Origin of the sequence: Methylibium rhizosphaerae (assembly GCF_006386545.1) — a bacterium.
GTDB lineage: Bacteria > Pseudomonadota > Gammaproteobacteria > Burkholderiales > Burkholderiaceae_C > Pseudorivibacter > Pseudorivibacter rhizosphaerae.
On sequence record NZ_SWAR01000022.1, the window covers coordinates 1 to 25343 of the forward strand.

The 25343-nt window shown below is 69.7% G+C and carries 26 protein-coding genes; 8 read left to right on the forward strand and 18 right to left on the reverse strand.

Annotated features, from left to right (window positions below; all coding sequences use genetic code 11):
* The 4 genes from E8D38_RS15990 to E8D38_RS16005 form a co-directional block, all read right to left on the reverse strand.
* Positions 1 to 177: TRAP transporter small permease (locus tag E8D38_RS15990; protein ID WP_140632886.1), on the reverse strand; the 177-nt coding region annotated here is incomplete at its 3' end.
* 130 nt (positions 178 to 307) lie between these two features.
* Positions 308 to 1000, reverse strand: coding sequence for a TetR/AcrR family transcriptional regulator (locus tag E8D38_RS15995; protein WP_140632889.1), 693 nt, complete (start codon positions 998 to 1000; stop codon positions 308 to 310).
* Between the two features lie 41 nt (positions 1001 to 1041).
* Positions 1042 to 1896, reverse strand: a complete 855-nt coding sequence (locus tag E8D38_RS16000; RefSeq protein ID WP_140632892.1) for an MOSC domain-containing protein — start codon at positions 1894 to 1896, stop codon at positions 1042 to 1044.
* A complete protein-coding gene (locus tag E8D38_RS16005) occupies positions 1893 to 4352 on the reverse strand; it encodes an AsmA family protein (protein WP_181179173.1) in 2460 nt (819 codons plus the stop codon). The genes E8D38_RS16000 and E8D38_RS16005 overlap by 4 nt, the downstream gene beginning before the upstream one ends.
* 77 nt (positions 4353 to 4429) lie before the next feature.
* Here E8D38_RS16005 and E8D38_RS16010 point away from each other — a divergent pair, with 77 nt between their 5' ends.
* Both E8D38_RS16010 and E8D38_RS16015 read left to right on the forward strand, forming a co-directional pair.
* Entirely contained in the window at positions 4430 to 5557 is a 1128-nt protein-coding gene (locus E8D38_RS16010; RefSeq protein WP_140632899.1) for an FAD-dependent monooxygenase, read from the forward strand.
* A gap of 34 nt (positions 5558 to 5591) precedes the next feature.
* Positions 5592 to 6308, forward strand: a complete 717-nt coding sequence (locus E8D38_RS16015; protein WP_140632902.1) for a DsbC family protein — start codon at positions 5592 to 5594, stop codon at positions 6306 to 6308.
* 9 nt (positions 6309 to 6317) lie between these two features.
* Here E8D38_RS16015 and E8D38_RS16020 read toward each other — a convergent pair whose 3' ends face one another.
* The 10 genes from E8D38_RS16020 to E8D38_RS16065 all read right to left on the reverse strand — a co-directional run bounded on the left by E8D38_RS16020 (position 6318) and on the right by E8D38_RS16065 (position 14785).
* A complete protein-coding gene (locus E8D38_RS16020) occupies positions 6318 to 6821 on the reverse strand; it encodes a hypothetical protein (RefSeq protein WP_140632905.1) in 504 nt (167 codons plus the stop codon).
* On the reverse strand, positions 6818 to 7900 hold the full coding sequence (locus tag E8D38_RS16025) for a beta-ketoacyl synthase N-terminal-like domain-containing protein (RefSeq protein WP_140632908.1): 1083 nt from the start codon (positions 7898 to 7900) through the stop codon (positions 6818 to 6820). Before E8D38_RS16025 ends, E8D38_RS16020 begins: the two co-directional genes overlap by 4 nt.
* Positions 7897 to 8178: an acyl carrier protein gene (locus tag E8D38_RS16030; RefSeq protein WP_140632911.1), complete on the reverse strand. Its 282-nt coding sequence runs from the start codon at positions 8176 to 8178 to the stop codon at positions 7897 to 7899. Before E8D38_RS16030 ends, E8D38_RS16025 begins: the two co-directional genes overlap by 4 nt.
* A complete protein-coding gene (locus E8D38_RS16035) occupies positions 8175 to 9359 on the reverse strand; it encodes an ABC transporter permease (protein WP_140632914.1) in 1185 nt (394 codons plus the stop codon). The genes E8D38_RS16030 and E8D38_RS16035 overlap by 4 nt, the downstream gene beginning before the upstream one ends.
* Before the next feature lie 3 nt (positions 9360 to 9362).
* The gene (locus E8D38_RS16040; protein ID WP_140632917.1) at positions 9363 to 10286 is read right to left on the reverse strand and encodes an ABC transporter ATP-binding protein; all 924 of its coding nucleotides are present in this window, start codon (positions 10284 to 10286) and stop codon (positions 9363 to 9365) included.
* 4 nt (positions 10287 to 10290) lie between these two features.
* Positions 10291 to 11295: a BtrH-related acyltransferase DarH gene (gene darH / locus E8D38_RS16045; RefSeq protein WP_246099524.1), complete on the reverse strand. Its 1005-nt coding sequence runs from the start codon at positions 11293 to 11295 to the stop codon at positions 10291 to 10293.
* The gene (locus E8D38_RS16050) at positions 11292 to 11687 is read right to left on the reverse strand and encodes a DarG family dialkylresorcinol biosynthesis protein (RefSeq protein WP_140632921.1); all 396 of its coding nucleotides are present in this window, start codon (positions 11685 to 11687) and stop codon (positions 11292 to 11294) included. The genes darH and E8D38_RS16050 overlap by 4 nt, the downstream gene beginning before the upstream one ends.
* Positions 11687 to 12817 (reverse strand): beta-ketoacyl-ACP synthase III, encoded by a 1131-nt coding sequence (locus E8D38_RS16055; protein WP_140632924.1) that lies wholly within the window; start codon positions 12815 to 12817, stop codon positions 11687 to 11689. The genes E8D38_RS16050 and E8D38_RS16055 overlap by 1 nt, the downstream gene beginning before the upstream one ends.
* On the reverse strand, positions 12810 to 13793 hold the full coding sequence (locus E8D38_RS16060; RefSeq protein ID WP_140632927.1) for a dialkylrecorsinol condensing enzyme: 984 nt from the start codon (positions 13791 to 13793) through the stop codon (positions 12810 to 12812). The genes E8D38_RS16055 and E8D38_RS16060 overlap by 8 nt, the downstream gene beginning before the upstream one ends.
* Positions 13794 to 13984: 191 nt before the next feature.
* On the reverse strand, positions 13985 to 14785 hold the full coding sequence (locus tag E8D38_RS16065; RefSeq protein WP_140632930.1) for an enoyl-CoA hydratase: 801 nt from the start codon (positions 14783 to 14785) through the stop codon (positions 13985 to 13987).
* A 149-nt stretch (positions 14786 to 14934) separates the two neighbouring features.
* On the opposite strand from E8D38_RS16065, the gene E8D38_RS16070 reads away from it, so the two are divergent.
* The gene (locus E8D38_RS16070) at positions 14935 to 15459 is read left to right on the forward strand and encodes a hypothetical protein (protein WP_140632933.1); all 525 of its coding nucleotides are present in this window, start codon (positions 14935 to 14937) and stop codon (positions 15457 to 15459) included.
* Positions 15460 to 15469: 10 nt separating this feature from the next.
* Here E8D38_RS16070 and E8D38_RS16075 read toward each other — a convergent pair whose 3' ends face one another.
* Genes E8D38_RS16075 through E8D38_RS16085 form a run of 3 tightly spaced genes read right to left on the reverse strand, consistent with a single transcriptional unit; the run spans position 15470 to position 18844 of the window.
* On the reverse strand, positions 15470 to 16576 hold the full coding sequence (locus E8D38_RS16075) for a DUF3108 domain-containing protein (protein ID WP_140632936.1): 1107 nt from the start codon (positions 16574 to 16576) through the stop codon (positions 15470 to 15472).
* A 46-nt stretch (positions 16577 to 16622) separates the two neighbouring features.
* Positions 16623 to 18356 (reverse strand): M61 family metallopeptidase, encoded by a 1734-nt coding sequence (locus tag E8D38_RS16080; protein WP_140632939.1) that lies wholly within the window; start codon positions 18354 to 18356, stop codon positions 16623 to 16625.
* 14 nt (positions 18357 to 18370) lie between these two features.
* A complete protein-coding gene (locus E8D38_RS16085) occupies positions 18371 to 18844 on the reverse strand; it encodes a DUF3429 domain-containing protein (RefSeq protein ID WP_342779547.1) in 474 nt (157 codons plus the stop codon).
* A 323-nt stretch (positions 18845 to 19167) separates the two neighbouring features.
* Here E8D38_RS16085 and E8D38_RS16090 point away from each other — a divergent pair, with 323 nt between their 5' ends.
* Positions 19168 to 19542: a hypothetical protein gene (locus tag E8D38_RS16090; protein WP_140632942.1), complete on the forward strand. Its 375-nt coding sequence runs from the start codon at positions 19168 to 19170 to the stop codon at positions 19540 to 19542.
* Between the two features lie 134 nt (positions 19543 to 19676).
* On the opposite strand, the gene lysS is transcribed toward E8D38_RS16090, so the two are convergent.
* The gene (gene lysS, locus E8D38_RS16095; RefSeq protein ID WP_140632945.1) at positions 19677 to 21191 is read right to left on the reverse strand and encodes a lysine--tRNA ligase; all 1515 of its coding nucleotides are present in this window, start codon (positions 21189 to 21191) and stop codon (positions 19677 to 19679) included.
* A 103-nt stretch (positions 21192 to 21294) separates the two neighbouring features.
* Here lysS and E8D38_RS16100 point away from each other — a divergent pair, with 103 nt between their 5' ends.
* The 4 genes from E8D38_RS16100 to E8D38_RS16115 are packed head-to-tail and all read left to right on the forward strand — an operon-like array spanning position 21295 to position 25337.
* On the forward strand, positions 21295 to 22353 hold the full coding sequence (locus E8D38_RS16100) for a Gfo/Idh/MocA family protein (protein ID WP_140632948.1): 1059 nt from the start codon (positions 21295 to 21297) through the stop codon (positions 22351 to 22353).
* A gap of 1 nt (position 22354) precedes the next feature.
* Positions 22355 to 22933, forward strand: coding sequence for an acyltransferase (locus E8D38_RS16105; protein WP_140632951.1), 579 nt, complete (start codon positions 22355 to 22357; stop codon positions 22931 to 22933).
* A gap of 7 nt (positions 22934 to 22940) precedes the next feature.
* Complete coding sequence (locus E8D38_RS16110) at positions 22941 to 24038, forward strand: DegT/DnrJ/EryC1/StrS family aminotransferase (RefSeq protein ID WP_140632954.1); 1098 nt, start codon at positions 22941 to 22943, stop codon at positions 24036 to 24038.
* A 27-nt stretch (positions 24039 to 24065) separates the two neighbouring features.
* Positions 24066 to 25337, forward strand: coding sequence for a lipopolysaccharide biosynthesis protein (locus tag E8D38_RS16115; protein WP_140632957.1), 1272 nt, complete (start codon positions 24066 to 24068; stop codon positions 25335 to 25337).
* Positions 25338 to 25343 lie beyond the last annotated feature (6 nt).

Genomic DNA, 25343 nt, shown 5'->3' on the forward strand with positions numbered 1-25343 from the left:
GCCCAGGAAGGTCATCCACACGAACAGCCAGCGCGACAGCTCCTCGCTCACCGTGATGCCCGAGCTGAAGGCGTAGCGCAGCACCACGTTGCCGAACACCAGCACCACCATCAGCGCCAGGCACGACGCTGAAATCGCATCGAGCAGGCGGCAGTAGCGGTCGATCCAGCGGGTCATCTCGTCTCCTGTTCTCCGGCGGCGCACGCTGCTTCCTTGAGCAGGCGCAAGCCGTGCTCAAATAATGTACGAACTAGTTAGTTTTGCGATGCGGGTAAACCCGCGACGGGCAAAGAACCCTGCTATCGGGCTACTTGCGGACGTAGCGAACGACCATGTCGATGATCGCGTCCCGGCGCGCCACGATGGCGGCGGGCGAGTCGAGGTCGCGCTTGAAGATGAGCGAGAAGGTGTGCCGGTTCGACACGTTGAAGAAGCACAGCGCGCTGATGGACATGTGCAGGTCCACCGGGTCGATGTGCGAGCGGAACACGCCCGCCTCGACGCCGCGGCGGTACACGTCCTTCACCGCGTTGATGGCCGGCACGTTGAGCTGCTGGATCGTCCTGGACTGCGCCAGGAATTCGCCGCGGTGGATGTTCTCGGTCATCACGAGGCGGATGAAATCGGGGTTGGCGAGCTGGTAGTCGCAGGTGAAGCCGACCAGCTTGCGCAGCGCGTCTTCGGGCGGCAGGTCCTCGAGGTGCAGCTCGGCCTCGATGGCGCGGATGCGCCGGTAGGCCTCTTCGAGCACCGCGACGTACAGCCCCTCCTTGCTGCCGAAGTAGTAATAGATCATGCGCTTGCTGGTGCGCGTGGAGGCGGCGATCTCGTCGATGCGGGCGCCGCTCAGGCCCTTGCTCGCGAACTCCTCGGTGGCGACCTCGAGGATGTTCTGCATCGTGCGGTCGGGGTCGTTGGTGCGCGGCGGCGTGGCGTCGGCACCTGCCTTTGCGGCAGCGGCGGGCGCCCGGCGGGCGCGGGCGGGAGCATCTGGCTTCATGCGCGCATTTTGTACCAGCTAGTACATCGCGTTGACAGACCTTAGAACGCGATGCCGGCCGTGCCCGTCATGCCCACCTTCAGGACCCGTTCCACGCCTTCGAGGATCACCGCATTCATGCCGAAGGTGATGGCACCGTCCAGCCGGGAGTCGGCGCGGTAGGTGCCGAGCGTGTCGCCGGGCTCGAACCCCTGCTCGCCGGTGTCGGGGTCCACGCTCGGGATGGTGCAGCGGGCACACGGCTTCACCAGCTTCAGGCGGATGGGGCCTTCGTCGGTGTCGAAGCGGATCTCGTCGAGGAAGTCCTCGCCGTGTGCATCGAGCCCGTCGAGCACGAGGTTCGGGCGGAAGCGCGACATCACGGCGGCCGGCACGCCCTTCGCCGCCAGCCGTTCGTTGAGGCCGTCGAGCGCGGCCACCGAGGTCACGAGCACCGGATAGCCGTCGGAGAAGGCGTTCTCGGCCTCGATGTCGCCGGTCCATTGGCGGCTCGACAGCCGCTTCTGCTCCGGGTCGAAGCGCACGAGGCGCAGCTTGCGCCCGGTGAAGTCGCTGAACCACTGGGCCGTGAGGTCGCCCATGTCATAGGCGGCCACCTCGTCCTTCCAGACGCGCACGCGGGTGGGAGCTTCCACCGCGTCGAGCGCGATGTGCAGCGCCAGCATGCCGGGTGCACGCAACACCATGTCGGCGTGGCGCAGCTGGGGCCGCACGAGCGCCAGCTTCGGCAGCTCTCGCTGCGTGACGAACACGCCCGACTCGTCGACGAGCATCCAGGCGCGGTCGAACTCGAAGCCGGTTTCGATGAGCAGCGCCTCCGGCACCGGGATGCCCGCACACGACTTCACCGGGTGCACGTACAGGGACGCCACCCGGACCTCCACGTCATCGCTCACTTGAACAGCCCCTTCAGCTTTTCCTTGAGTTTGTCGCGCGCGGCATCCTGCGGCGAGCTGGCTGCACCTGCCGGCCCGCTGGCGCTGCCGGCCGGCGGCTTGAGGCCCAGCTTCTCGCCGAGCCTTTCCTTCAGCTTCTCTTCCGCGCGGTTCTTGAGTGTCGCCTCGGCCGCCCCCACGGCCACCTGCGACCACTGGATCTGCCAGCCCACGGCGTCGAGCGGCCCGCTCAGGTGCACCGGGATGGTCAGGCCCTTGAGCGCGGCGAGCTCGGCGCCGTCCTGGCCCTTGCTCGTGCCGACCACGGCGGCGCGGGCCACGTAGTCGATGCGGTTGCGGCCGACGTCGATGCTGCCGGCCCCGCCCGCGCGCAGCAGCGGGCTCTTGGCATCGAGGTCGTTGCTGCGGGCCACGCCGTCGGCGATCTGGAAGCTCATGTTCATCTCGGAGAAGTCGGTCTTCTCCGTCTGCTGGGCCTTCTGCATTTCGTCCTTCTGCAGGCCCAGGGCCGCCTTGGCCTGGCGCAGCGACTTGGCGAGGTTGATGCCCCGCACGGCACCGTCGCGCAGCTGCACCGCGGCCGTGCCTGAGAGGCGCGACTTCATCTCACCCACCGTCTTGCCGGCGGTGTCGAGGTCCACCGTCACCCGGCCGGTGCCTTCGAGCTTCTCGTAGTCGGCCACGTCCTTCAGCAGCGCGTTGATGTTCACCCCCTGGGCAACCCCCTGCACCGTGACGCGGCTGGCGCGTGCGTCGGCCAGCGCCTTCACGTCGAAGCGGCCGCCCCAGGCCTGGGCAGCCAGCTGCTGCACCCGCAGCATGCCGCCGTCGAGCGTGGCCTCGATGCGAGCATCGGCGAGGCGGTACTGCTTCACCGCCAGCTGCCCGGCCTGCACGCTGAAGCGGCCGGTGAGCGAACGCAGCGCCGACAGGTCGATGGGCGTGTCGGCCGGCTGGGCGGCCAGCGGCGCCGGCGCCGACGCGGCGCCCGGCTTCGGCCCGACCGCATTGGGCAGCAGGCGGTTCAGGTCGAGCGCCTGGAAGCGGGCTTCGGCCTGCACATGCGGCACGTCGCCTGCGAGGTTGGCCTGGCCCTTGGTGGTGAAGTCGTTGTCGTTGAGGCTGCCCGCCAGCGCCCACAGCGCGTTGCGTGCGCTGGCCTGCGCGCGGCCGGTGACGCCGACCTTCAGCGGCTGCAGCGCCGGGTCCTGCGCAGTGCTCTGCAGGTTCAGGGCTTCGATGGCCAGCTCGCCGGCGGCGGGCTTCACGCGCAGTTCGGCGCGCGCCTGCCCCGCGAGCTTGCGGGCGCCGCTCGTGCCGTCGAAGTCGAACTGCACGCCCGGCAGCCGCAGCTCGTCGAAGCTGCCGGCCGGCGCCTGCGAGCTGAAGCGGCCCTTCACCGTGGTCGCGCCGCTCATCGAGAACTCGCCCTGCAGCGCGCTGCCCTTGAGGCTTTCGCCCTGCACGCCCAGCTGCGGCCAGTCGAGCTTGAGCGCCACCGGCTCGCCGGTGGCGCGCTGGCCGGACAGCTGCAGCTTCAGGCTGTCGAGCGTGATCACCTTGCCGGCCGGCTGGTAGTCGAACCGCTGGATCGAGGCGCTGCTGTCCTTCAGGCGCAGGCCGGCGGTCTGCACGGCGGCCAGCTTGACGTCGAGCTTGTCGGCCTGCACCGCGCCGTTGGCGCCGTTGTACGCCGCAGCGCCGGTGACCAGCATGTCCAGCCCGCTCGCGCCGGGAACTTCGCCTTTGAGCGACACCTTGATGTCGCGCGCCTTTGCAGAGCTGGTGCCGAGCTCGGGCGTCAGCTTGAACGAACCTTCGAGCGTGGCCGCGGCGCGCGGCTGCTTCATCGCCAGCCGGGCGGCCAGGTCCACGTCCGACTCGACGCCATTGGCCAGCCGGCCGGTCTTCAGCCGGGCGATCACCAGTTCGCCGTCGAGGCCGGCCTTCGCGTCCCGCACCGTGGCCTGCAGCTGCTCGAAGTCGATGCCGCCCACGTCGAACGCGAGCGGCTTGCCGGCGTCTGCCCCGGGGTCGGCGGGCGGATCCTTGGGGTCCGAGGCCAGCAGGTCGTCGATGTTGCTGCGGCCTTGCGCATCGCGCTGGTAGACCAGCCGCACGCCCTTGGCCTGCACCCGGTCGATCACCAGCTGCCTGCGCAGCAGCGGCAGCAGGTCGACCGACAGCGTGGCTTCGTCGAACGCGGCGAACTCCTGGGGCGCCTTGTGTTCACTGAGCGACACCTTGGCCAGCTTCACGCCCAGCCGCGGGAAGACCTTCAGTTCGATGGGGGCGCCGATGGCCAGGGTGCGCTGCCGGTTCTCGCGCATCCAGTCGATCAGCAGGCCCTGGTAGCGGTTGGGGTCGAAGGTCGCGACGAGGTAGGCGGCGGTGGCGACCAGCAGCGCAAGCAGCACGCCGAGCCCGATGAGCACACGGCGGATCCAGATCTTCATTGCTTGTGGCAGAAATCGGTGGACGTGACATTGTGCATGCGGCATCTGCCGGGCAGGCCGCTGCCTACAATGCCTTGGTGACCAAAAGATTCGACGTCTGCGTGCAAGGTGCGGGTGCGGTGGGCAAGGCCCTCGCGCTGGCCCTGTCGCGCCAGGGCTTCAGCGTGGCGCTGGTGCAGGCGGCCCAGCCGCCGGGTGCCGCAGCCGCGCGTGAAGACGTGCGAGCCTATGCGCTCAATGCCGGCTCGATCGGGCTGCTGGCCGAACTCAAGGTGTGGGAATCGCTGCCCGCCCAAGGCGCGGCCACTCCGGTGCTCGACATGCGCATCGAAGGCGACTCGCGAGGCCGGCTGGAGTTCTCGGCCTGGGAACAGCGGGTGCGCGAGCTGGCCTGGATCGTCGATGCCGCGGCCCTCGAGCAGGAACTGGCCACTGCCTTGCGTTTCGCGCCCCATGTGAGCCTCGTCGGCGAGCCGGCGCCGGCCGAACTGCTGGCGGTGTGCGAAGGCAAGGCCTCGGCCACACGGGAGGCGCTGGGTGCCGGCTTCGAACAGCATGCCTACGGCCAGACCGCCGTGGCGGCGCGGCTGGTGTGCGAACGCGAACACATGGGCGTGGCCTGGCAATGGTTCCGCTCGCCCGACGTGCTGGCGCTGCTGCCTTTCGACCGGCCGGAAGCCGGCCGGTCGTTCGGCCTGGTGTGGTCGGTGCCGGCCGAGCGGGCGCAGCAGCTGATGGCGCTCGACGAGGCGGATTTCAACGCCGCCCTGAACGAAGCCGCCGGCCCGGCGCCCGGCATGCTGAAGCTGGCCTCGCAACGCGCCGCCTGGCCGTTGTCGATCGGCCGCGCGGCGCGCTGGTGCGGCCCCGGCTGGGTACTGCTGGGCGATGCGGCCCATGTGGTGCACCCGCTGGCCGGACAGGGCCTCAATCTCGGCCTGGGCGACGTGGCCACCCTGGCCCGCGTGCTGGCCGAGCGCCAGCGCGAAGAGTCGTGGCGGCCGCTGGGCGACGAGCGGCTGCTGTCGCGTTATGTGCGCGAACGCGCCTCGCCCACCTGGACCATGGCGCAGCTCACCGACGGTTTGCTGCATTTGTTTGCACAGCCCGGCCTGCCGTTGCGGGAACTCCGCAACAGCGGGCTGACTCTGGTTCATCATCTGAAGCCGCTCAAGCGCTGGCTGGCCGGTCAGGCCTTCAAGTGACGGCGCGTTCCTTACTCGACCTGCAGGACCTTCCATGACCCGTCGATTCGCCGCCGTGGCGCTGGCCACCTTCACGCTCGCAGCCCAGGCGCTGGCCGACGAAGCCGTGATCCGCAAGAACCTCTCGTCGCGCTACCCCGACGTGACCATCGACGAGGTGAACAAGACGCCCATCCCCGGCCTGTTCGAGCTGCGCCTGGGCAGCGAGGTGATCTACAGCGACGCCGAGGGCAACTACCTCGTCCAGGGCAACATCATCGACACCAAGTCGCGCAAGAACCTCACCGAGGAACGGGTCAACAAGCTGTCGGCCATCGCCTTCGAAAGCCTGCCGCTGGCCGACGCGATCGTCTGGAAGAACGGCAAGGGCACCCGCAAGCTGGCAGTGTTTGCCGACCCGAACTGCGGCTACTGCAAGAAGTTCGAGCGAGACCTCACGAACGTGAAGGACGTGACGGTCTACACCTTCCTCATCCCCATCCTGGGCGGCGACTCGCCGCAGAAGTCGCAGGCCATCTGGTGCTCGAAGGACCGCACCGCCGCCTGGCGCAACTGGATGGTCGACGGCACCCAGCCGCCCAAGCTGCTGGGCCAGTGCGAGTCGCCGGTGGCGCGCAACATGGCGTTCGCGCAGAAGTACCGCATCAACGGCACGCCGGCGCTGGTGTTCGAGGACGGCACGAGGGTGCCCGGCGCCCTGCCGGCGGCCGACGTCGAGAAGCAGCTCGCTGCCGCCGCCGCCAAGAAGTAGGCAGCGGTCTCAGGCGGGCGGCAGGAGCCGCCACCATTCGCTGCGCATCGGCAGCCCGCGCGCTTCGTTGCCTTCTTCCACCCACCCGAGCAGCAGGCCGGTGGGGTGGTCGGCCTCGCGCTGCAGCAGCGCCAGCACCGCTTCGGCGTCGCGACAGGCGACGAAACGCGCATCGCCTTGCCAGCCCAGGTGCTGGCTCAGCGCCGCGAGCATCTGGCTGGGCTGGCTCTGCAGGAAGCCGAAGGGCATGGGCAGGCCGCTGCGGCATTGCTCGACGCTGCTGCGCGTGGCGCTGTTGGGGCCGAACAGGCTGGCCACGCGCAATGCGGCACCGGGCGGCAAGCTGGTCTCGCCGGCCAGATCCAGGCAGCGGCGCGCACCGTAGAGCGCCAGCTCCGCCCAGGTGCCGATGCGGCGGGGCCGCTGCCCCAGGCGGGCGGCCAGTGCGTCGCGCCACAGCGGCTCGGGGGGCTCGGCCACGAAGTGGGCCACGGTGCGCCAGGGCTGCGTCATGCGGGAGCTCCACCACGGTCTTCGAGCACCAGCGCCGCATGGCCACCGCCGAAGCCGAGGATGTTCGCGAGCACGTATCGCGCATCGGGCGGTGCCTGCGCCGCCAGCCTGGCGCCCAGGGTGGGGTCGTGCGCATGGACGGATGACGGCCAGGCACCGGTTTCGAGGCACGCGGTGAGCAGCGCCAGCTCGGCCGCGCCCGAGGCGCCCAGCGTGTGCCCAATGGCCGCCTTGAGCGACACCAGCGGCGGCAGGCCGCTGCCGAACACGCGCCGCAGCCCGTCGATCTCGCTGGCATCGTTGGCCGGGCTGCCGGCCGCCTGCAGCTTGACGAGGCCGATCTGCGCGGCCGTGAGGCCGCTGCGCTGCAGCGCCTCGCGGCACATGGCCTCCACGGCCGACGGCACCGCGCCGGCGGGGTCGCGCCCGTCCACCACGTTGGCGCCGCCGGCCACCCGCCAGCGGGCGGTTCCGCGGGCTGACGTGAGGCGCAGGGCCGCCACGGCTTCACCGAGCACCAGGCCGCGGCGCGAGGCGCCCAGCGGCTGGGCCGCGTCAGGCGCGAGCAGCTGCATCGAGCCGAAGCCGGCCACGGTGAGCCGGTTGGCGAGCTCGATACCCAGCACGAGTGCCTCGGCCGCATCGCCGGCGCGCAGCCAGGCGCCGGCGCTCAGCACCGCGTTGTGGGCCGAGGTGCAGGCGGTCGAGACGGTGAACACCGGCCCTTGCCAGTCGAGCGTTTCGGCCAGCGTTTCGGCGAAGGCGTGGAAGTCCCGCTCAAAGTCGCCGCTGGCTTCGCGTTCGCCGAGATCGATCGACGAGGAGGCCACGAACAGCGGGCCGCGGCGCGGGGTGTCGAGCGCGCCGCTTTCGCGGGCGACGCGGCGCACGGTGCGGCAGGTGCGCTCCAGCCAGTCGCCGTCTTCGGCGGGCAGCGCGAAATAGGGCCAGCCGAATCCGCCCGGCACCTCGAAGCGCGCCGGCGCCACGCCGCCTTGCCGCAGTGCTGCCACGGCATGGCCCACGTCGGGGCCCAGCGCGCAGGCGAGGCCTCGCCCGGCGAGCCACAGCTCGTTCATGGGGTGGGCTTGGCGAGCAAATAGTCCGCCAGGTGCGAGATGCAGCTCAGGGCGCGCCGCGTTTCCTTGCTGTCGGTCAGGCGCACGCCATAGCGCTCCTGGATCGCCATCGACACCTGCAGCGCATCGAGCGAATCGAGCGCCAGCCGCGTGTCGGGGCCGAACAGCACTTCATCGTCGGCCAGGCCGCCTTGGGGTGCCTGCTTCTCCGTGGCTTCGAGCACCAGCGCCTTGAGTTCGGCGATGAGTTCCGGGCGTGTGGCGGTGAGCTTGTTCATTTCGACGAAGGGGCACGGAAGAGAAGCAGGGCCAGCAGCAGCATCGCCGCGGCAAAGCCGCCCAGGCGCGCCACATGCGGCAGCGTGGCAGCGGCATCGCCGCCGCGCAGCAGCACGGTGAGCAGGGCTTCGAGGCCCCAGTTCATCGGCGACCAGTCCGCCAGGCGCTGCATGAAGGCGGGCATCACGAACTTGGGCACCATGATGCCGCCCACCGCGGCCATCAGCACGTTGAGGATGGGGCCCACCGCAGTGGCCTGGGTGTGGGTGCGCACCAGGCAGGCGAGCACCAGCGCGAGGCTCACCGCGGCAGCGCTCACCGCCGCCAGCGCCAGGCACAGGGCGGGCCAGTCGATGCCGGCCAGCGACAGCGCGTCGCCGCCGATGCGCGGCATCAGCCACACGCCCACGGCAAGCATCAGGACGGCCTGCAGTGCATTGACGCCCAGGTAGGGCAGGGCCTTGGAGGCGATCAGCATCGAGCGCGGCACGCCCAGGCTCTGCAGCCGCGCCAGTGCGCCGCTGCTGCGCTCCTGCACGAACAGGCCCGCCAGCGACGCCACCACGAAGAACATGCCGAACACCAGCCAGGCGGGCACGTTCTGCTGCACGGCCGTGGGGCGCGGGCCGCCGGCAGCAAAGCGGGTGGCGGTGACCATGGCCTGCACCGATGCTTCGGACGAAGACGGCGATGCCGGCTGCTGCGCCTCGGCGCCGCCGCCTGCGGCCGCGAGCACGCCGCGCACCTTCATCTCGCCGACGGCCGCGATGAGCTCGGCCTGCAGGGCGTTGAACAGGTTGGCGTCGAGTGCCGGCTCGGTGAGCAGGTGGATGCGCGGCCGGGTGGGCAAGGTGGGCTCGGCCAGGTCTTCGGAGGCGCCCGCCTCGATGGAGATCACGTACTTCAGCCGGCCGTCGCGCAGCTGCGCCTGCCAGTCGGGCGGCAGCTCCGCCGCAGCGCCATGGCCCCTGGTCCAGGCAGCGAGCAGGTCCTTGGCGGGAGCGCCGGCGTCGCGCGCGTCGACCGCATGGCGCAGCGTGCGCAGCGGCGGGTTGTACACGTCCTTCAGCGCGAGCGACATGATGACGATGAACATCACCGGCATCAGGAACAGCGCCGCCATGCCGTGCACGTCGCGGGTGAGCGCGAGCAGTTCCTTCTTGATGAGGGCCGCGAGCATCGGTCAGTCGTCGCGCAGCGAGCGGTGGGTGAGTGCCATGAACAGCTGCTCCAGGTTGTAGCGGCCGAAGTCCGCCTGGCGCACGCGCGCGCCGGCGGCTTCGACAGCGGCCAGCACGGCGGCCGGCGTGTGCGGCGCGGCCACCTGCAGCGCAACGCGATCGCCATGCTGCTCGGGCGTGCCGAAGCGCGACAACAGCGCCAGCAGGGCGGCCGGATCTATGCCGTCGGCCGCGAGCGAGAGCTGCATGGCGCCTTCGGCCAGCAGTGCCGCCAGCGTGCCGTCGCGCAGCACCTTGCCGTGGTCGAGGATCACCACGTCGTCGGCGATGGCCTCGATCTCTTCCATGTAGTGCGAGGTGTAGATCACCGCTGCGCCCTGCGTCGCGAGGCTCCTGATGGCGTCGAGCACGAAGGCCCGCGATTGCGGATCGACCCCCACGGTGGGCTCGTCGAACAGCATCAGCTCGGGTTCGGGGAGCAGCGCGATGGCCAGGTTGAGACGCCGCTTGAGGCCGCCCGACAGCCGGTCGGCGCGTGTCGCCGCAAAGCGTTCGAGCTGGGCGAAGGCGAGGCAGGCCTCGATGCGCTGTGCCAGCCTTGCGCCCGACAGCCGGCCGGCGGCGCCGAAGCAGGCGAGGTTCTCGCGCACGTCGAGCATCGGATAGAAGGCATATTCCTGCGGCGCCACGGCGATGCGGGTGGGCTCGCGGCGGCGCACGGCCTGCAGCGGCAGGCCGTCGACGAGGATCTCGCCCTGGCTCACCGGCAGCAGGCCCGCCAGATGGGAGATGAGCGTGGTCTTGCCGGCGCCGTTGGGTCCCAGCAGCCCCAACACGCGGCCGCGCTGCGCCTGCAGCGACACGCCGTCCAGCGCGGGCTTGTCGGCGCGCGGGTAGCGAAACCCGAGGTCGCGGATCTGGAGCATGGCCCTAGCGCACCACGGCCTGCAGGTCACGGAAGAAGGCTTCCTCCTGCGACGCCTGCTCGCGCAGCCGTGCGGCCAGCCCGGGCGGGTCGAGCGGATCGCGGCCCTTGACCATGCGGGCCGCCGCCAGCGCGAAGGCACGCCAGCCGTCGCCGATGATGGTGAGCCGCTCGGAGAAGCCCTGGAGCTGCGGCAGCTGCGCCAGCTGCGCGGCCTCCTGCAGGAAGGCGGCGTAGATGAAGCGGAAGCCCGCACCGCCGGTGCCGATCTCTTCCTGCATGCGCACCACGTGGCCGATGAAGGCGGCGCTGTGGGCCTCGGCGGGCGGCAGCTTCTCGATCTTGCGCGCCAGCAGCCGCATGCCTCGCACCCCGGCAATGGGCACCGGCGCCAGCATCATGCGGGCGTTCTTGCGCAGGGCCGCCTTCACCGCCTGCGCATCGACCACCTTGTGGCCGATGGCCTGGGGGTAGTACAGCAGGCCCTTGGGCGCGAGCAGCCCCTTGGCGAAGCGGGCACGGTCCAGGTCGGCGGCTGCGCAGCGCACCGGCTCCTCGAACACCGGGTCGCTCACCAGGTAGTCGTCGCCCGCCTTGCCGTAGACCAGCAGGTTGTGCGCGTTGAAGTGGAAGCGCATGTCCTCGGGGAAGTAGGGCAGCCAGTACACCGAGGTCTGCAGGCCCACCACCTGGCCTTGCGCGAGCAGTGCGTCGAGCCGGGCGCGACCGGCGGCCGGGGTGCGGAAGGTCTCGAAGCGGAACCGCGCCGCCAGGGGCGCCAGCAGGCCCTTGATGATGGACTTGGGCGGCATGCGGTAGGCCACCATCGGCATGCCCTGCATTCTGAGCAGCGGGATGTAGGCGAACGACAGCGCCGCAGAGAGGCCGAAGGCCAGGCTTTCGGTCATGGGCACGCCGTGATGGCGCAGCAGGTTGGCGATGACACCGCTTTCGCAGTGCGCCGCGTGACGATGGTCGAAGGGGGTGGCCTGTGGCGTCATCAGGGTCATGGAAGGCGTTTGAGCAGGTCGGCCGGCAGGCCCAGGGCGTCGGCATGGCGCTGCAGTTTGGCGGCCGACAGCCTGGAGAAGACCTCCGGCCGCAGGTGGCGGCGCACCTGCCAGCGCCAGAAGCCGGTGCTCTGGGCCAGCAGGCCGACGTCCATGCGGCGGGCGTACATCCAGTACTCGAGCGGCGAGGCGAGGCCGGCCTCGACACGCGAGCGTGCCGCTTCGGCCTGCGCCTGCAGCGCCTCGACCGCATGGCTCGTGACGATCTCTTCGGCCTCCCAGCCGCGCGACGCGGCGATCACCATGCGGCCCTGCGCATCGCGCGCGTACACCGCCTTGCGGTGGCCGCCGAGCGTGGCGTTGCCTTCCTGCGGAACGGAATCGAGATCCATCAGACAGCTTCCATGTAGACGAAGCCGCTGGAGAAACGCCCGCTCTCGGGCACGAACATCAGCAGCTTGTGGCCGCGCTCGATGCGGCCGGAGCGGAACAGCTCGTCGAGCATGATGTAGGGCGAGGCCGAGCCGGTGTTGCCCTTGCTGGCGAGGTTGGTGAACCAGCGCTCGCGCGGGATCGGCAGGCCCGCATGGGCCAGCCCGTCGACCGCCGCCTGGGCGAAGTACTGCGACGACAGGTGCGGCAGGAACCAGTCGACGTCGTCGACCTTCAGCGGGCGCTTTTGCATCAGCATCTCGAGCGAGTCGCGCATCGCACGGGCGATGTTGTCGTTGAGCAGGCGAACGTCCTGCTTCACCGCCATGACCGACAGGTCGTGCCGGTCGCGCGCCTCGAAGCTCAGCCAGCCGGTGAGTGATTCGTCGGCATTCTTCTCGGCGCCGGCATACATGCACACCGGCAGGCGGTGCGCGGCCGACGATAGCTCGATCCAGTCGATGCGCAGCGACAGCGGGCCGCGGGGCTCGCGTTCCAGCAGCACCGCGCCGGCGCCGTCGGACAGCATCCAGCGCAGGAAGTCCTTCTCGAAGGCGATCTCGGGCCGGGTTTCGAGCTCCTTCACCTTGTGCTCGACCTCGGCGTCGAAGTTGCGCGCCATCAGGATGGGCGACGCCAGCTCGGAGCCGGTGGCCACCGCACGCCGGGCGTCGCCGGCGCGCACCGAGAGCCATGCGTGCTTGAGCGCCGCGGTGCCGGCCAGGCAGATGCCGGCGCACGACACCACCTCGAGCGCCGGCCAGCCGAGCTCGCCATGCACCATGACCGCATGGTTGGGCATGAGCTGGTCGGGCAGCGAGGTCCCGGTGGCCAGGCAGTCGATGTCGCCGATGTCCGGGCCGAGCGCACGGATGGCGGCCGCGGTGAGCTGTGCATTGCTCATGGCCGGCAGGCCGGTGGCGCGGTCGATGGCGTAGTGGCGCGACTGGATGCCGTTGCTGCGCAACACCAGCCGGCGCGCCCGCGAGGCCTTGCCTCCCACCTGGCCCAGAACTTCCTCGATCTCTTCGTTGCCGACCGGCGCGAAGGGCAGGAAAGCGCCCGTGCGGGTCAGAAATACTTCATTCATACGACGCAAGACGGTCGGTGCCCGACCCGGACGGAAGTTCGAACTGCTGCTTGATTCTATGGAGCCACCCGCGCAGGAACGGCCGCAGCAGCGCCTGCAGCGCCAAGCTGGCGGGGACGATCGTGACAATGGCCACGACCAGGAAGGCCGAATAGAAGGCCAGCAGCGGCACGCGCTGCGGGCTGCCCGGGCCGCCGGCGGCCCGCAGCAGCGCACCCCAGAGGTAGAAGCCGCGCGTGCCGGCCTTTTCGCTGAGGTAGAGGTGGGGCTCCACCTGCACCGCGCCCAGCCCGTTCAGCAGGGGCCCCGGCTGCTGCTCGAGGCCCTGGTGCAAGGCGTCGCGCAGTGCCAGGCCGAAGCGGCGCGTGCCCCGGATCTGCGCCGGGCTCACGCCCGCGTCGGGCATGCCCCAGAAGCCGGCCTTCCGGCCGGTGAGCAGCCAGCGCGGCGTCGTGATGAAGGTGGCGAGCGTGGGGCCCGGGTCGGTGAGGACCACGTTGTCGATGAGCCGCGCGCCGGCGTCGGCGAGCAGGGCCTTGAGCTTTTCCTGCGCGAGCATCCACATGTTGCGGCAGGCGATCACGGTGACCACCGGCTTGCCGGCGAGCAGCTTGCGGCCGACGGGGTGCTTCAGGAAGGCCGTGATCGGCAGCGAGGGCGCCAGGAACCACACCTGGTAGGGCAGGATCACCAGGTCGAAGTGTTCGTCACCCGACAGCGACAGCGGTGCCAGCGCGGGCGGCACCATGTGGGCCGACTCCGGGAAGGCATCGAAGAAGCGGAAGTAGGGCCAGGGGAACGGATAGCCGGGCAGCGGCTTCAGCGTCTCGATGTGCACGCTGATGCGGGCGTCGGCCGCAAGCGGCGCGACGATCTGCTCGATCACGGCGCTGAGCTGGCCGGTCTGCGAGTAGTGGATGACCAGCACGCGCTTGGTTGCGGGTGCACCGGCACTGGACGAAACGGCTGGATTCACGAGCACTGGATGGATGGGGGCAAGCAAGGGACGACGGCACGAAGCCGGCTCCTGATGCAGTGCCGTTCCCTCCGCTCCAGGCTCCCTCCGCCCGAAAACGCCGCCGGCCCGCATTGTCGGCGGGCCGGCGGGCTTTCCAGGCGGGGAAAAGCCGGATTCAGCGTCCTTTTCTAGGGGTAGGACTCAGGGACTCAGCTGTGCTTGAAGGCCGGCTTGCGCTTGTTGAGGAAAGCGTCCATGCCTTCCTTCTGGTCGGCGCTGGCGAACAGGGCGTGGAACATGCGCCGCTCGAAGAGCAGGCCTTCGTTGAGCGGCAGCTCATAGGCGCGGTTCACGCATTCCTTCGCGGCCATGACCGAGGGCAGCGAGAACTCGCAGATGGCCGCCGCGGCGGCGGCGGTTTCGTCGAGCAGCTTGTCGGCCGTCACCACGCGCGACACCAGCCCGGCGCGTTCGGCCTCGGCAGCGTCCATCATGCGGGCGGTGAGCGCGAGGTCCATGGCCTTGGCCTTGCCCACCGCGCGAGGCAGGCGCTGCGTGCCGCCGGCCCCGGGGATGATGCCGAGCTTGATCTCGGGCTGGCCGAACTTCGCGCTGTCGGCCGCGATGATGAAGTCGCACATCATCGCAAGCTCGCAACCGCCGCCCAGCGCATAGCCGGACACCGCGGCGATCACCGGCTTGCGCACGCGCTTGATGGTTTCCCAGTTGCGCGTGATGAAGTCGCCCTTGTAGACGTCCATGAAGGTCTTGGGCGCCATGACGGCGATATCCGCGCCGGCGGCGAAGGCCTTTTCGCTGCCGGTGATGACGATGCAGCCCACGCCGTCGTCGGCGTCGAAGGCCAGCAGCGCGGCACCGAGCTCGTCCATCAGCGCGTCATTGAGCGCATTGAGCTGCTTCGGTCGGTTGAGCGTGATCCAGCCACAGGCCAGCGCCTCGGGGGCGGCCGACACGCGGCGCGCCTCGGCGGTCAGAAGTTCGTAACTCATGGGAGGTCTCCTCGTCGGATCGGCCGACTATACGGAAGCATCGGCAGGGAATATGTCTCGCTCGGGCTGCAGGGCCCAGGCCCATCCCCGTGGGCAAGACTGTCAGGAACAGGTAAGCTCTGCGGCCCGCTGGTTCGCGTTTCGCATGCATGGGCACCATCTACCGCAAGACTGAAAAAGGCCAGGCCGAGATCTCCACCCGGCAGTTCAAGCTGGTGCCGCGCCTGCGCTCGGCGTTGATCCTGATCGACGGCAAGCGCAACGACGAAGAACTGCGCAAGCTCATTGCCGCACAGCCGGAGGAGACGCTGCAGGCATTGCAGGACGAGGGCTTCATCGAGGTGGCGGTGGTCACGCCCGACAAGCCGGCTGCGAGGTCGGCGGGTGCGGCTGCAACGGCGCCTGCAGTGTCGGGATCGGAGGCTCGCACGCCCGAGGAATCGCGCCGTCGCGCCGTGCGCTGGATCTCCGACCGCATGGGACCGCTGGGCGACATGGTGAACATGCGCATCGAGGCGGCCAAGTCGCCCGACGAGCTGCAGGCGGCCCTGCTGTCGGCCCGCAACGTGATCCGCGACCAGCTCGGCGCCGCCCGTGCCCTGGAATTCCAGGACGACATCATCACGCCGGCCAACATGTCCGGTACCTCGGGGTTCGGCACGACGGGCGCCTGAACCCGTCGCGTCACCTCGAAGCCTGCCGGGGCAGTTCGTCGATCAGCAGGTCGAGCCAGGTGGCTTCGTCCTGCACGATGCGGATGCGCACCGGCAGGTACTGCAGCCGCGGGGCGATCCAGACTTCGACGCTGCGGTCGCCGCTGCGCAGCACCTCGCGCCGCGGCTTCACGTGAAAGGCCTGCAGCTCGCCGAAGCGGGTGAACAGCGTCTCCTCGCCCACGACGTCGTAGACGAAGTTCGCGATGTAGCGCGGCAAGGCCAGCGGCAGCACGACGCTTTCGCCGGCGCGCAGCTTCTGCGGCGTGACCGAAAACACATAGGTGAGCTGCACGAACTGGCTCGCCGTGTCCTGCAGGCCCGGCGGGCGCGGCAGGCGGCTGCCGTTGGCGAGTTGCACTTCCGTCTCGCCGAAGCGCATGCCGGCTCGCCGCGGTGAACCGAAGGCCACCTTGGTTTCCTGGTCGTAGCGTTGCGGCGCCAGGCCGGCGGGCGTGACACGGCCGTCGCTGCTCATGCGCCAGGTGGCCAGTGGCGCGAAACGCGGCCCGACGAACAGCTCGACATGCACCTGGTAGCGCTCGCCCGCATGCACCCACTCGACCTGGGCCGTGCCTTGCACCTCGCCCTGCCACTGCCCCTTGAACACGTAGTCGATGCGCGTCGAAGCCGGCCAGGAGAAGCCCTCGCCCGGCTGTGAGGCAGCAGCCGATGCAGCGGGCGGCGCCGCTTGTGCCACGTTTGCCGGCGCAGAGGCTGCCGGGTCGGGCGGCTGTGGGACGGAAGCCGCCTCGGCCACTGCCTGCGGCGCAGCGGGCACCGAGGCCGGTGCCTCGGCGGCCGATGCCGCGGATGCGGGCGTGTCGGCCACGGCGGCGACGTGCGAGGCCAGGCGGGCCGGCTTGCGCGGGCGCGGCGGGGGTGAGGGTTTCGCCGTCGCCGGTGCCTCGGCCACTGCCAGCGTGCGAACGTAGGTGGCCTGCAGGCGCGGCGGCAGCCGCGCGGCCTCGTGCAGCAGGGCCATCTGGCTCGCGAAGTGCCGGCCCAGCAGCAGGTGGGCCAGCGCGACGGCGAGCACCAGCGCCACGAAGGCAGCGCGGCGCTGCAACGGCTTCATGGTCGCGACAGCAGCAGCAACGGCGGCCGGGCGCAGGCGCCGGACGTCAACGCGGCGCCAGCCAGGCGGCACGGCGCTTGTTCGCCGGATGGCCCGCCTGCGTGTTGGGCGTGAGGGTCACGGTGCCTTGAGCCGCGGTGGTGGTGGGCAGCGTGAGATGCAGCAGGCGGCCGTCGCGTGCAGCCAGCAGCGGCAGCGGCTGGTCGAAGGCGCGCAGCAGCACCAGGTCGTCGAGCTTGCGCAGGCGCCAGTCGCCCAGGGCGATGAGTTCGTCGCCTGCCGCCAAGCCGGCGGCCTCGGCCGCGCTGCCGCGCAGCACCGACTGCACCTTGAGGCTGCCGTTCGCTTCGTTCACGCGCGCGCCCAGGCGCTGCACCGCCGACGGGGCATCCTGCTTCCAGGCCACGCCGTGGGTTTCGAGCAGCGCGGCCAGCGGCAGCTCGCCGGTGCCGTGCACCCATGCGCCGAGTTCGCGGCGGTAGCTGCGCTTGCCGACCTGTTGCAGCGCGGAGAGGATGTCTGCTTCGTCGATCGGGCCGCCCTGGCTCTGCTGCCACAGCGCCTGCAGCACCGCGTCGAGCGTGCCCTTGCCTTCTCCACGCAGGGTGAGGTCCAGCGCCAGCGCAACCAGCGAGCCCTTGGTGTAGTAGCTCACCGTGGCATTGCTGCTGTTTTCGTCCGGGCGGTAGTACTTGACCCAGGCGTCGAAGCTGGACTGCGCGACGCTTTGCACCTGCCGGCCCGGCGTGCCCAGCACCTGGTTGACCGTCTTGGCTACCAGCTTGAGGTAGCGTGCCTCGTCGATGAGGCCGGCGCGCACCAGGAAGATGTCGTCGTAGTAGGACGTGAAGCCTTCGAAGAACCACAGCAGCTGCGTGTAGTTCTCGCGCGTGTAGTCGTAAGGCGCGAACTCGCGCGGCTTCAGGCGCTTGACGTTCCAGGTGTGGAAGTACTCGTGGCTGATCAGCCCGAGCAGGGTCACGTAGCCCTCGGGCAGGCCCTGCATGCCCGTGCGCGGCAGGTCGCGCCGGTTGGCGATGAGGGCGGTGCTGGCGCGGTGCTCCAGGCCGCCGTAGCCGTCGTCCACCGCGTTGAGCAGGAACACGTAGCGCTTGAAGGGCGGCCTGGCGCCGTCGGGGTGCCAGAAGGCAATCTGGGCTTCGCAGATCTTGCGGGCGTCGGCGAGCAGGCGCTTGCCGTCGAACCCGGGCATGGCGCCGGCCACGACGAACTCGTGCGTGATGCCCGCGGCCTTGAATTCGCCGCGCCAGAAGCGGCCGAGCTCCACCGGGTGGTCGACCAGCTCGTCATAGTCGGCCGCCTCATGCAGGCCGCGGCCGCCCGACCTGGCGGCAGGCAGCGAGGTGGCCACTTCCCAGCCGCGCGGCAGGCTGCCGATCTGCAGCTCGTGCGGCGTGGCTTCGCGGCCGTGCACCCGCAGGAACACGCTGGTGCCGTTGAAGAAGCCGCGTTGCGCGTCGAGCCAGGCGGTGCGCACCGAGGTGTCGAAGGCGTAGACGAGATAGCTCACCGTCAGGGCGCCGCGGCCGTCGCAGTGGGCCACCCAGGTCGCCTTGTCGCGCTGCACCAGCCGCACCGGCCGGCTGCCCTGCTTCGCTTCGAAATGCGAGAGGTGCCGGGCGAATTCGCGCACCAGGTAGCTGCCGGGAATCCACACCGGCAGGCTGAGCACCTGTTCGGCCTCGGGCTCGGCCACTTTGAGCGTGACACGGTAGAGATGCGCGTTGGCGTCGAAGACTTCGATGCGGTATCGGATCATGGTGAGGGCGTGATTCAGCTGCCGGCGGCGGCGAGGAAACAGCACAGTGCTGCCACGGCAGTGAGCCGGAAACGCAGCGTGAGCCAGGTCGCGACGCCCGACGATGCGTAGCTCTTGCGGTCCGCCAGGTAGCAGCCGATGAGGGCCGCTCCCTGCAGCACGAGGCCTGCATAGGCCGGCATCACGACGGCCACCCACGCGACGAACACGAACAGGGCGCTCCATGCAAACGGCACCGGCGATGGCACCGACTGCCGCATCGCCAGCCCCCAATGGGCGCCCGCAAGGAACGACACGGCCAGCGCCGCGTACTTGGCCAGGGCGTCCACCACGTAGGGGTGGGCGTCGGGGCGGACCAGCCACACCAGCAGGGCGCCCAGCACGAAAGGCAGCAGGCCGGCATAAGCCAGCCGGGCGGCCACCGGGGCGGGCCGGGTGGAGCCGGGGACGGAGTGTTGGTGCGCGGGCGAGCGGGCCAGGGCGGTCACGGTGGGGCAGGGGGTCGTGTGAGAAGACGGCGATTGTCGCTGCTGCCCGCGAACGAGGGGATGGGGGCACTCGGCCTTGTGCATCCATCGCCCGCGGGTGGGCGTAGAGCGTTTTGCGGGGAATCGCAGGGCCATCGTCCTGGCGCCAGCCCCTCACGGCCGTTCGCGGATAGTTGCAAATTCAGGAACGGTTGGTTCGCGATTTTGCGATTTATCTTCGAATCCGTGAATTCTAAAGTTACGGCCATGGACGACGCCGGATGCGCATCCACCGACGCCAGCCCACCCAACCTACCCAACCCGGATGTGCGAAAGGAACTGTCATGAACAAGCTGTCTGCCACCGTTGCCACCCTTCTTGTCGCCGTTGCTGCCACGAGCGCACAAGCTGCCGATCCCAAGCCCGAGGACTACGGCGTCTTCCTGGCACCGCAAGCCCAGAGCACGCAAACCCGTGAAGCGGTGCGCGCTCAGGTTCAGCAGCGTGCCCGCACCGAAAGCTGGTTCGCCGAGCGCAACCCCGCCAACAGCGGCGTGTTCCTGCCCACCGTGCAACAGCAGCAGGTGAGCGAGCCGGTGCGTGCCCAGGCTCCGAAGGCCCGCGCCGACGTGCGTGCCGAGTACAACCCGGCCGACTACGGCGTGTTCCTGGCCCCCGCCGCCAAGGAAGCCCAGCCGCAGTACGCGCAAGCCAAGTAAGAGTGACTTGTGACTGGTGATCAGTGACTGTGATCAGTGACGGGTCGCCCACAAGGAACAAAGCCCCGGCACCGCAAGGTGCCGGGGCTTTTGCATTGACCAGTCACAAGTCACTGGTCACCGATCACTGGTCACTACCCTTCCCGTCTGAGCGCCGGGAACAGGATCACGTCGCGGATGTTGGGTGAATCGGTCAGCAGCATCATCAGCCGGTCGATGCCGATGCCGCAGCCGCCGGTGGGCGGCAGGCCGTATTCGAGCGCGCGGATGAAGTCGGCGTCGTAGTACATCGCCTCCTCGTCACCGGCATCCTTGTTGGCGGCCTGGGCGGCAAAGCGCGCAGCCTGGTCTTCCGGGTCGTTCAGCTCCGAGAAGCCGTTGCCGAATTCGCGGCCGGTGATGAACAGCTCGAACCGTTCGGTGATGGTCGGGTCGGTGTCCGAGGCGCGGGCCAGCGGCGACACCTCGACCGGGTAGTCGATGATGAAGGTCGGCTGCCAGAGCTTCTCTTCCACGGCTGCCTCGAACAGGCCGAACTGCAGCTCGGCCAGCGACCAGTGCGCCGGCGGCTCCTCGCCCAGGGCCTTGAGCTTGTCGTGCAGCACCCGGGCGTCGCGCGACTCGGCCTCCGACAGCCCGGCGTACTTGACCAGGGAGTCGCGCACCGACAGGCGCGCGAACGGCGCCTCCAGGTCCACGTCCTGCCCCTGGTACTTCACATGGGCCGAGCCGGTGGCCTTGCGCGCCGCGTGGCGCAGCAGGGCCTCGGTGTAGTCCATCAGGTCGTGGTGGTTCCAGTAGGCCGCATAGAACTCCATCATGGTGAACTCGGGGTTGTGACGCACCGAGATGCCTTCGTTGCGGAAGTTGCGGTTGATCTCGAACACGCGCTCGAAGCCGCCCACCACCAGGCGCTTGAGGTACAGCTCCGGCGCAATGCGCAGGAACATCTCCTGGTCGAGCGCGTTGTGGTGCGTGACGAAGGGCTTGGCGTTGGCGCCGCCCGGGATCGGGTGCAGCATCGGCGTTTCCACTTCGAGGAAGCCGTGCTCGACCATGAACTGGCGGATCGAAGCGACCGCCTTGCTGCGAGCCGCGAAGCGGGCGCGCGCCTGCTCGTCCATGATGAGGTCGACATAGCGCTGGCGGTACTTCAGCTCCTGGTCGGCCATGCCGTGGAACTTGTCGGGCAGCGGCCGCAGATTCTTGGTCAGCAGGCGGATGCTCGACACCTTGATGGTCAGCTCGCCAGTCTTGGTCTTGAAGAGCGTGCCTTCGCAGCCGAGGATGTCGCCCAGGTCCCAGTGCTTGAAGGCATTGAGCGCGTCCATGCCCACGCCGTCGGCCGTCACGTAGATCTGCAGCCGGCCCGAGCCGTCCTGCAGCGTGGCGAAGCATGCCTTGCCCATCACGCGCTTGAGCATCATGCGGCCGGCGATGCAGGCGACCAGCGGATGCGATTCGAGCTCCTCGTTGGTCTTGCCTTCGTGCTGCCGGTGCAGGTCGGCCGCATGGTCGCGCGGCTTGAAGTCGTTGGGAAAGGCCACGCCCTGGGCGCGAATGGCGGCGAGCTTTTCGCGGCGCTCGGCGATCAGCTGGTTGTCGTCGGCTGCGACGGGGGCGGCTTGCGGTTGGGGCGTGGAGGTCATCGTCAACTCGTTGAATTTGCTGGCAATTTTAGGGCCGCGCCCGCGGTGCCCCGGTAAACTTGCCGCTTTGCCCGGCTTCCCTCGAGTGGGCGCACGGTTTTCCATGAGTGCACCGCATCCCGTCACTGACAGAAAGATCCGCTTCGCCCTGGTGGGCTGCGGCCGCATTTCGAGGAATCACATCGCGGCCCTCGAGCGCCACACCGGACGCGCCGAACTGGTCGCGGTGTGCGACAACAGGGCGGACGTGCTCGCGGCAACGGCCGCTGCGACCGGCGCCGCCGCTCATGCCTCGCTCGATGCGCTGCTGGCCGCAAGCGACGCCGACGTGGTCATCTTGGCCACCCCGAGCGGGCTGCATTCGCGGCAGGCCATCAAGGTGGCCCAGGCGGGCCGGCACGTGCTGACCGAAAAGCCGATGGCCACCAAGTGGGACGAAGGCATGGCCATGGTGCGCGCCTGTCGGGACGCCGGGGTGAAGCTGTTCGTCGTGAAGCAGAACCGCCTCAACGCCACCATGCAGCGGCTCAAGCAGGCCATCGATCAGGGACGCTTCGGCCGCATCGTGATGGCCAACGTCAACGTGTTCTGGACGCGCCCGCAGAGCTACTACGACGAGGCACCGTGGCGCGGCCGCTGGGACATGGACGGCGGCGCCTTCATGAACCAGGCCAGCCACTATGTGGACATGGTCGACTGGCTCATCGGGCCGGTGGACAACGTTCATGCGTACACCGCCACCCTGGCGCGCGACATCGAGGCCGAGGACACCGGCGTGATGTCGCTGCGGCTGCGCTCCGGCGCGCTCGCCTCCATCAACGTCACCATGCTCACCCACGGCAAGAACTTCGAAGGCAGCATCACGTTGCTCGGCGAGCGCGGCACGGTGCGCATGGGCGGCGTGGCGGTCAACGAGATCCAGCACTGGGAATTCGACGAGCCGCGCCCCGAAGATGCGGACGTTCGCAACGCCAGCTACGCGACGCCCTCGGTCTACGGCTTCGGGCACCCGCTCTACTACGACAACGTGATCCGCACGCTGCGCGGCGAGGCCAGCGCCGAAGTGGACGGCTACGAGGGCCTGCGCTCGCTCGAAGTCATCATCGCGGCCTACCGCTCGGCACGCGACGGCGTGCGCGTCGGCCTGCCGCTGGTCTTCTGACATGGCCTACTGGAAACACGACAGCGCCATCGTGGACGACGGTGCGCAGCTCGGCGAAGGCACCAAGGTCTGGCACTTCTGCCATGTGAGCGCCGGGGCCCGCATCGGCGAGCGCTGCGCACTGGGGCAGAACGTCTTCGTCGGCAACGACGTGCAGATCGGCCGCAACGTGCGCATCCAGAACAACGTCTCCGTCTACGACGCCGTGACGCTGGAAGATGACGTGTTCTGCGGCCCCAGCATGGTGTTCACCAACGTCTACAACCCCCGTGCCGCCGTTTCGCGCAAGAGCGAGTACCGCCGCACGCTGGTGCGGCAGGGCGCCACACTGGGCGCCAACTGCACGATCGTGTGCGGCGTCACCATCGGCCGCCACGCCTTCGTGGGCGCCGGCGCCGTGGTGCAGAAGGACGTACCCGACTTCGCGCTGGTGGTGGGCGTGCCGGCCCGGCGCATCGGCTGGATGAGCCGCCACGGAGAGCGCCTGGCCCTGCCCGTCCGGGGCGAGGGCGAAGCTGCCTGCCCGTCCACCGGCGAGCGCTACCGCCTGCACGGCGACACGCTGCAACCTCTCGAATGAGCCCCCCATGCAATTCATCGACCTCAAGTCGCAGTACGCGGCCCTGAAGACGTCCATCGACGCGCGCATCCAGCGGGTTCTCGACCATGGCCAGTACATCATGGGGCCGGAGGTCCGCGAACTCGAGGAGGCGCTCCAGGCATACACCGGCGCCCGTCACTGCATCACCGTGGCCAGCGGCACGGAAGCCTTGCTGATCTCGCTGCTGGCACTGGACCTGAAGCCCGGCGACGAGGTCATCACCACCCCGTTCACCTTTGCCGCCACCGCCGAGATGATCGTGCTGCTGGGCGGCTGGCCGGTGTTCGTGGACATCGAACCCGACACCTGCAACATCGATGCGAGCCTCATCGAGGCCGCTATCACGCCGCGCACGCGCGCCATCATGCCGGTGAGCCTGTACGGCCAGGTGGCCGACATGGAAGCCATCAACGCCGTTGCGTCCCGCCACGGCCTGTCGGTGATCGAAGATGCCGCGCAGAGCTTCGGGGCCACCTACCAGGGTCGTCGCAGCTGCAATCTGTCCACCTTCGGCTGCACCAGCTTCTTTCCCAGCAAGCCGCTGGGCTGTTATGGCGATGGCGGCGCCGTCTTCACCAATGACGACGAATTGGCGCAGGCCTGCCGCGAGCTGCGGGTGCACGGTCAGAGCGCCCGTTACACGCACACGCGTGTCGGCGTCGGCGGGCGCATGGACACGCTGCAGTGTGCGGTGGTGCTGGCCAAGCTGGAGCGCTTCGAATGGGAGCTGCAGCAGCGGCTGGCCATCGGTGCGCGCTACCACGAGCTGCTGGCCGCCGTGCCCGGCGTCCAGCGACTGGCGGTGCGGCCGGACCGCAACTGCGTCTGGGGCCAGTACACCGTGCTGGTGCCCGACCGCGCACGTGTGCAGGCCGCCCTGCAGGACGCCGGCATCCCGACTGCAGTGCACTACCCGAAGCCGCTGCATCGCCAGCCGGCCTACAGGGGCTTCGCACCGGCTCGCAACCTTCCGCACAGCGAGACGGCGGCCGAGCGCGTGCTGAGTCTGCCGATGAGCGCGGACCTGTCCACGACCGATCAGGACCGGGTGCTCGTGGCGCTGCGCCGGGCGCTGGCGGCCTGACCCTCCGGCATGGCGACACCAGCCCTGATGCACGCACCCGCAGCCGACACAGGTTCGCCACCCGGGCTGCTGCGAGCGGTGCTCACGCTGCTGGCCGGCGGCGCTCTGGCGCAGTTGCTGCCGCTGCTGCTGGGGCCGCTGCTGACGCGGCTCTACACGCCGCAGGATTTCGGCCTGTACCACCTGTTCATGGCGGTGGCCACCAATGCGGCGGTGGTCGCGTGTGCGCGCTACGAGTTCGCGCTGCCGCTGGCGCGCGACGACAACGAGGGCCGGTCCCTCCTGGCGTTGTCGGCTTGGCTGCTGCTGCTGACCACCCTCCTGTGCGCGGCGGGCGCGGTCGTGTGGTGGGCACGGACCGGCGCAACCTGGGTGTTGTGGCTGCCGGTCGCCGTGCTGGCGCTGGGCGCCATGTCGGTGGCCACGCTGCTCGCCACGCGCGAGCAGCGCTTCAAGGCGCTGGCGGCGAGCCGCGTGGTGCAGCACGGCGGGGGCGCCCTGGCGCAGGCGGCCGCGGGCGTGGCCCAGGCGGGGCTCGCCGGCCTGATCGTGGCGCCCCTCGCCGCTGCCGGCGCGGCGGTGCTGCTGCTCATGGCGCAGGCGCGCCTGCGGCTGGCGGCCTGGTGGCAGGTGCCGCGGGCGCAATTGCTCGCGGCGGCGCGGCAGCACCGCAGCTTCCCGTTGCTGAACACGCCGCACGCCTTCAACGGCGCGCTGCTCGACACGCTGTCGCTTTCGCTCATCGCGGCCATGGCCGGGGCGCCGGCCGCCGGCTTCTGGGGGCTCACGCTGCGCTACCTCAAGGCGCCGGCCACGCTGGTGGGCAGTGCGGTGTCGCAGGCGCTGTACCCGCGTCTCGCGCAGTCGCAAGGGCTGGCCACCGCAGCTGCTCGCGCCGACGTCGTGCGGGTCATGCTGATGCTCGGCCTCATCGCGGCGCCGCTGGTGCTTGCGTTGTGGCTCGCCGGGCCCTGGGCCTTTGCCCGGCTCTTCGGCGAGGAATGGCGGGCAGCCGGCGATCTGGCGCGAGGCCTTGCGCTCTACATCGGCGTGCACTTCGTCGCGTCGCCGCTCGCGGTGGTGACGATGGCCTGGAACGCGCAGGGATGGGCCTTGCGCTACTCGATGCTCGGCCAGCTCATGTTCCTGGCCGGCCTGGCCGCCGGCCTCTGGACGGGCGGTCTGCAGGGCGCGGGCTGGGGCGTGTCGGCCGCCACGCTGCTGTACTTCGGCTGGTACTTCTGGAAGCTCGCCACCTGGCCGCTCGCGGTGCCGCCCCAGGCAGGGGAGCCTGGGTGAACGTCT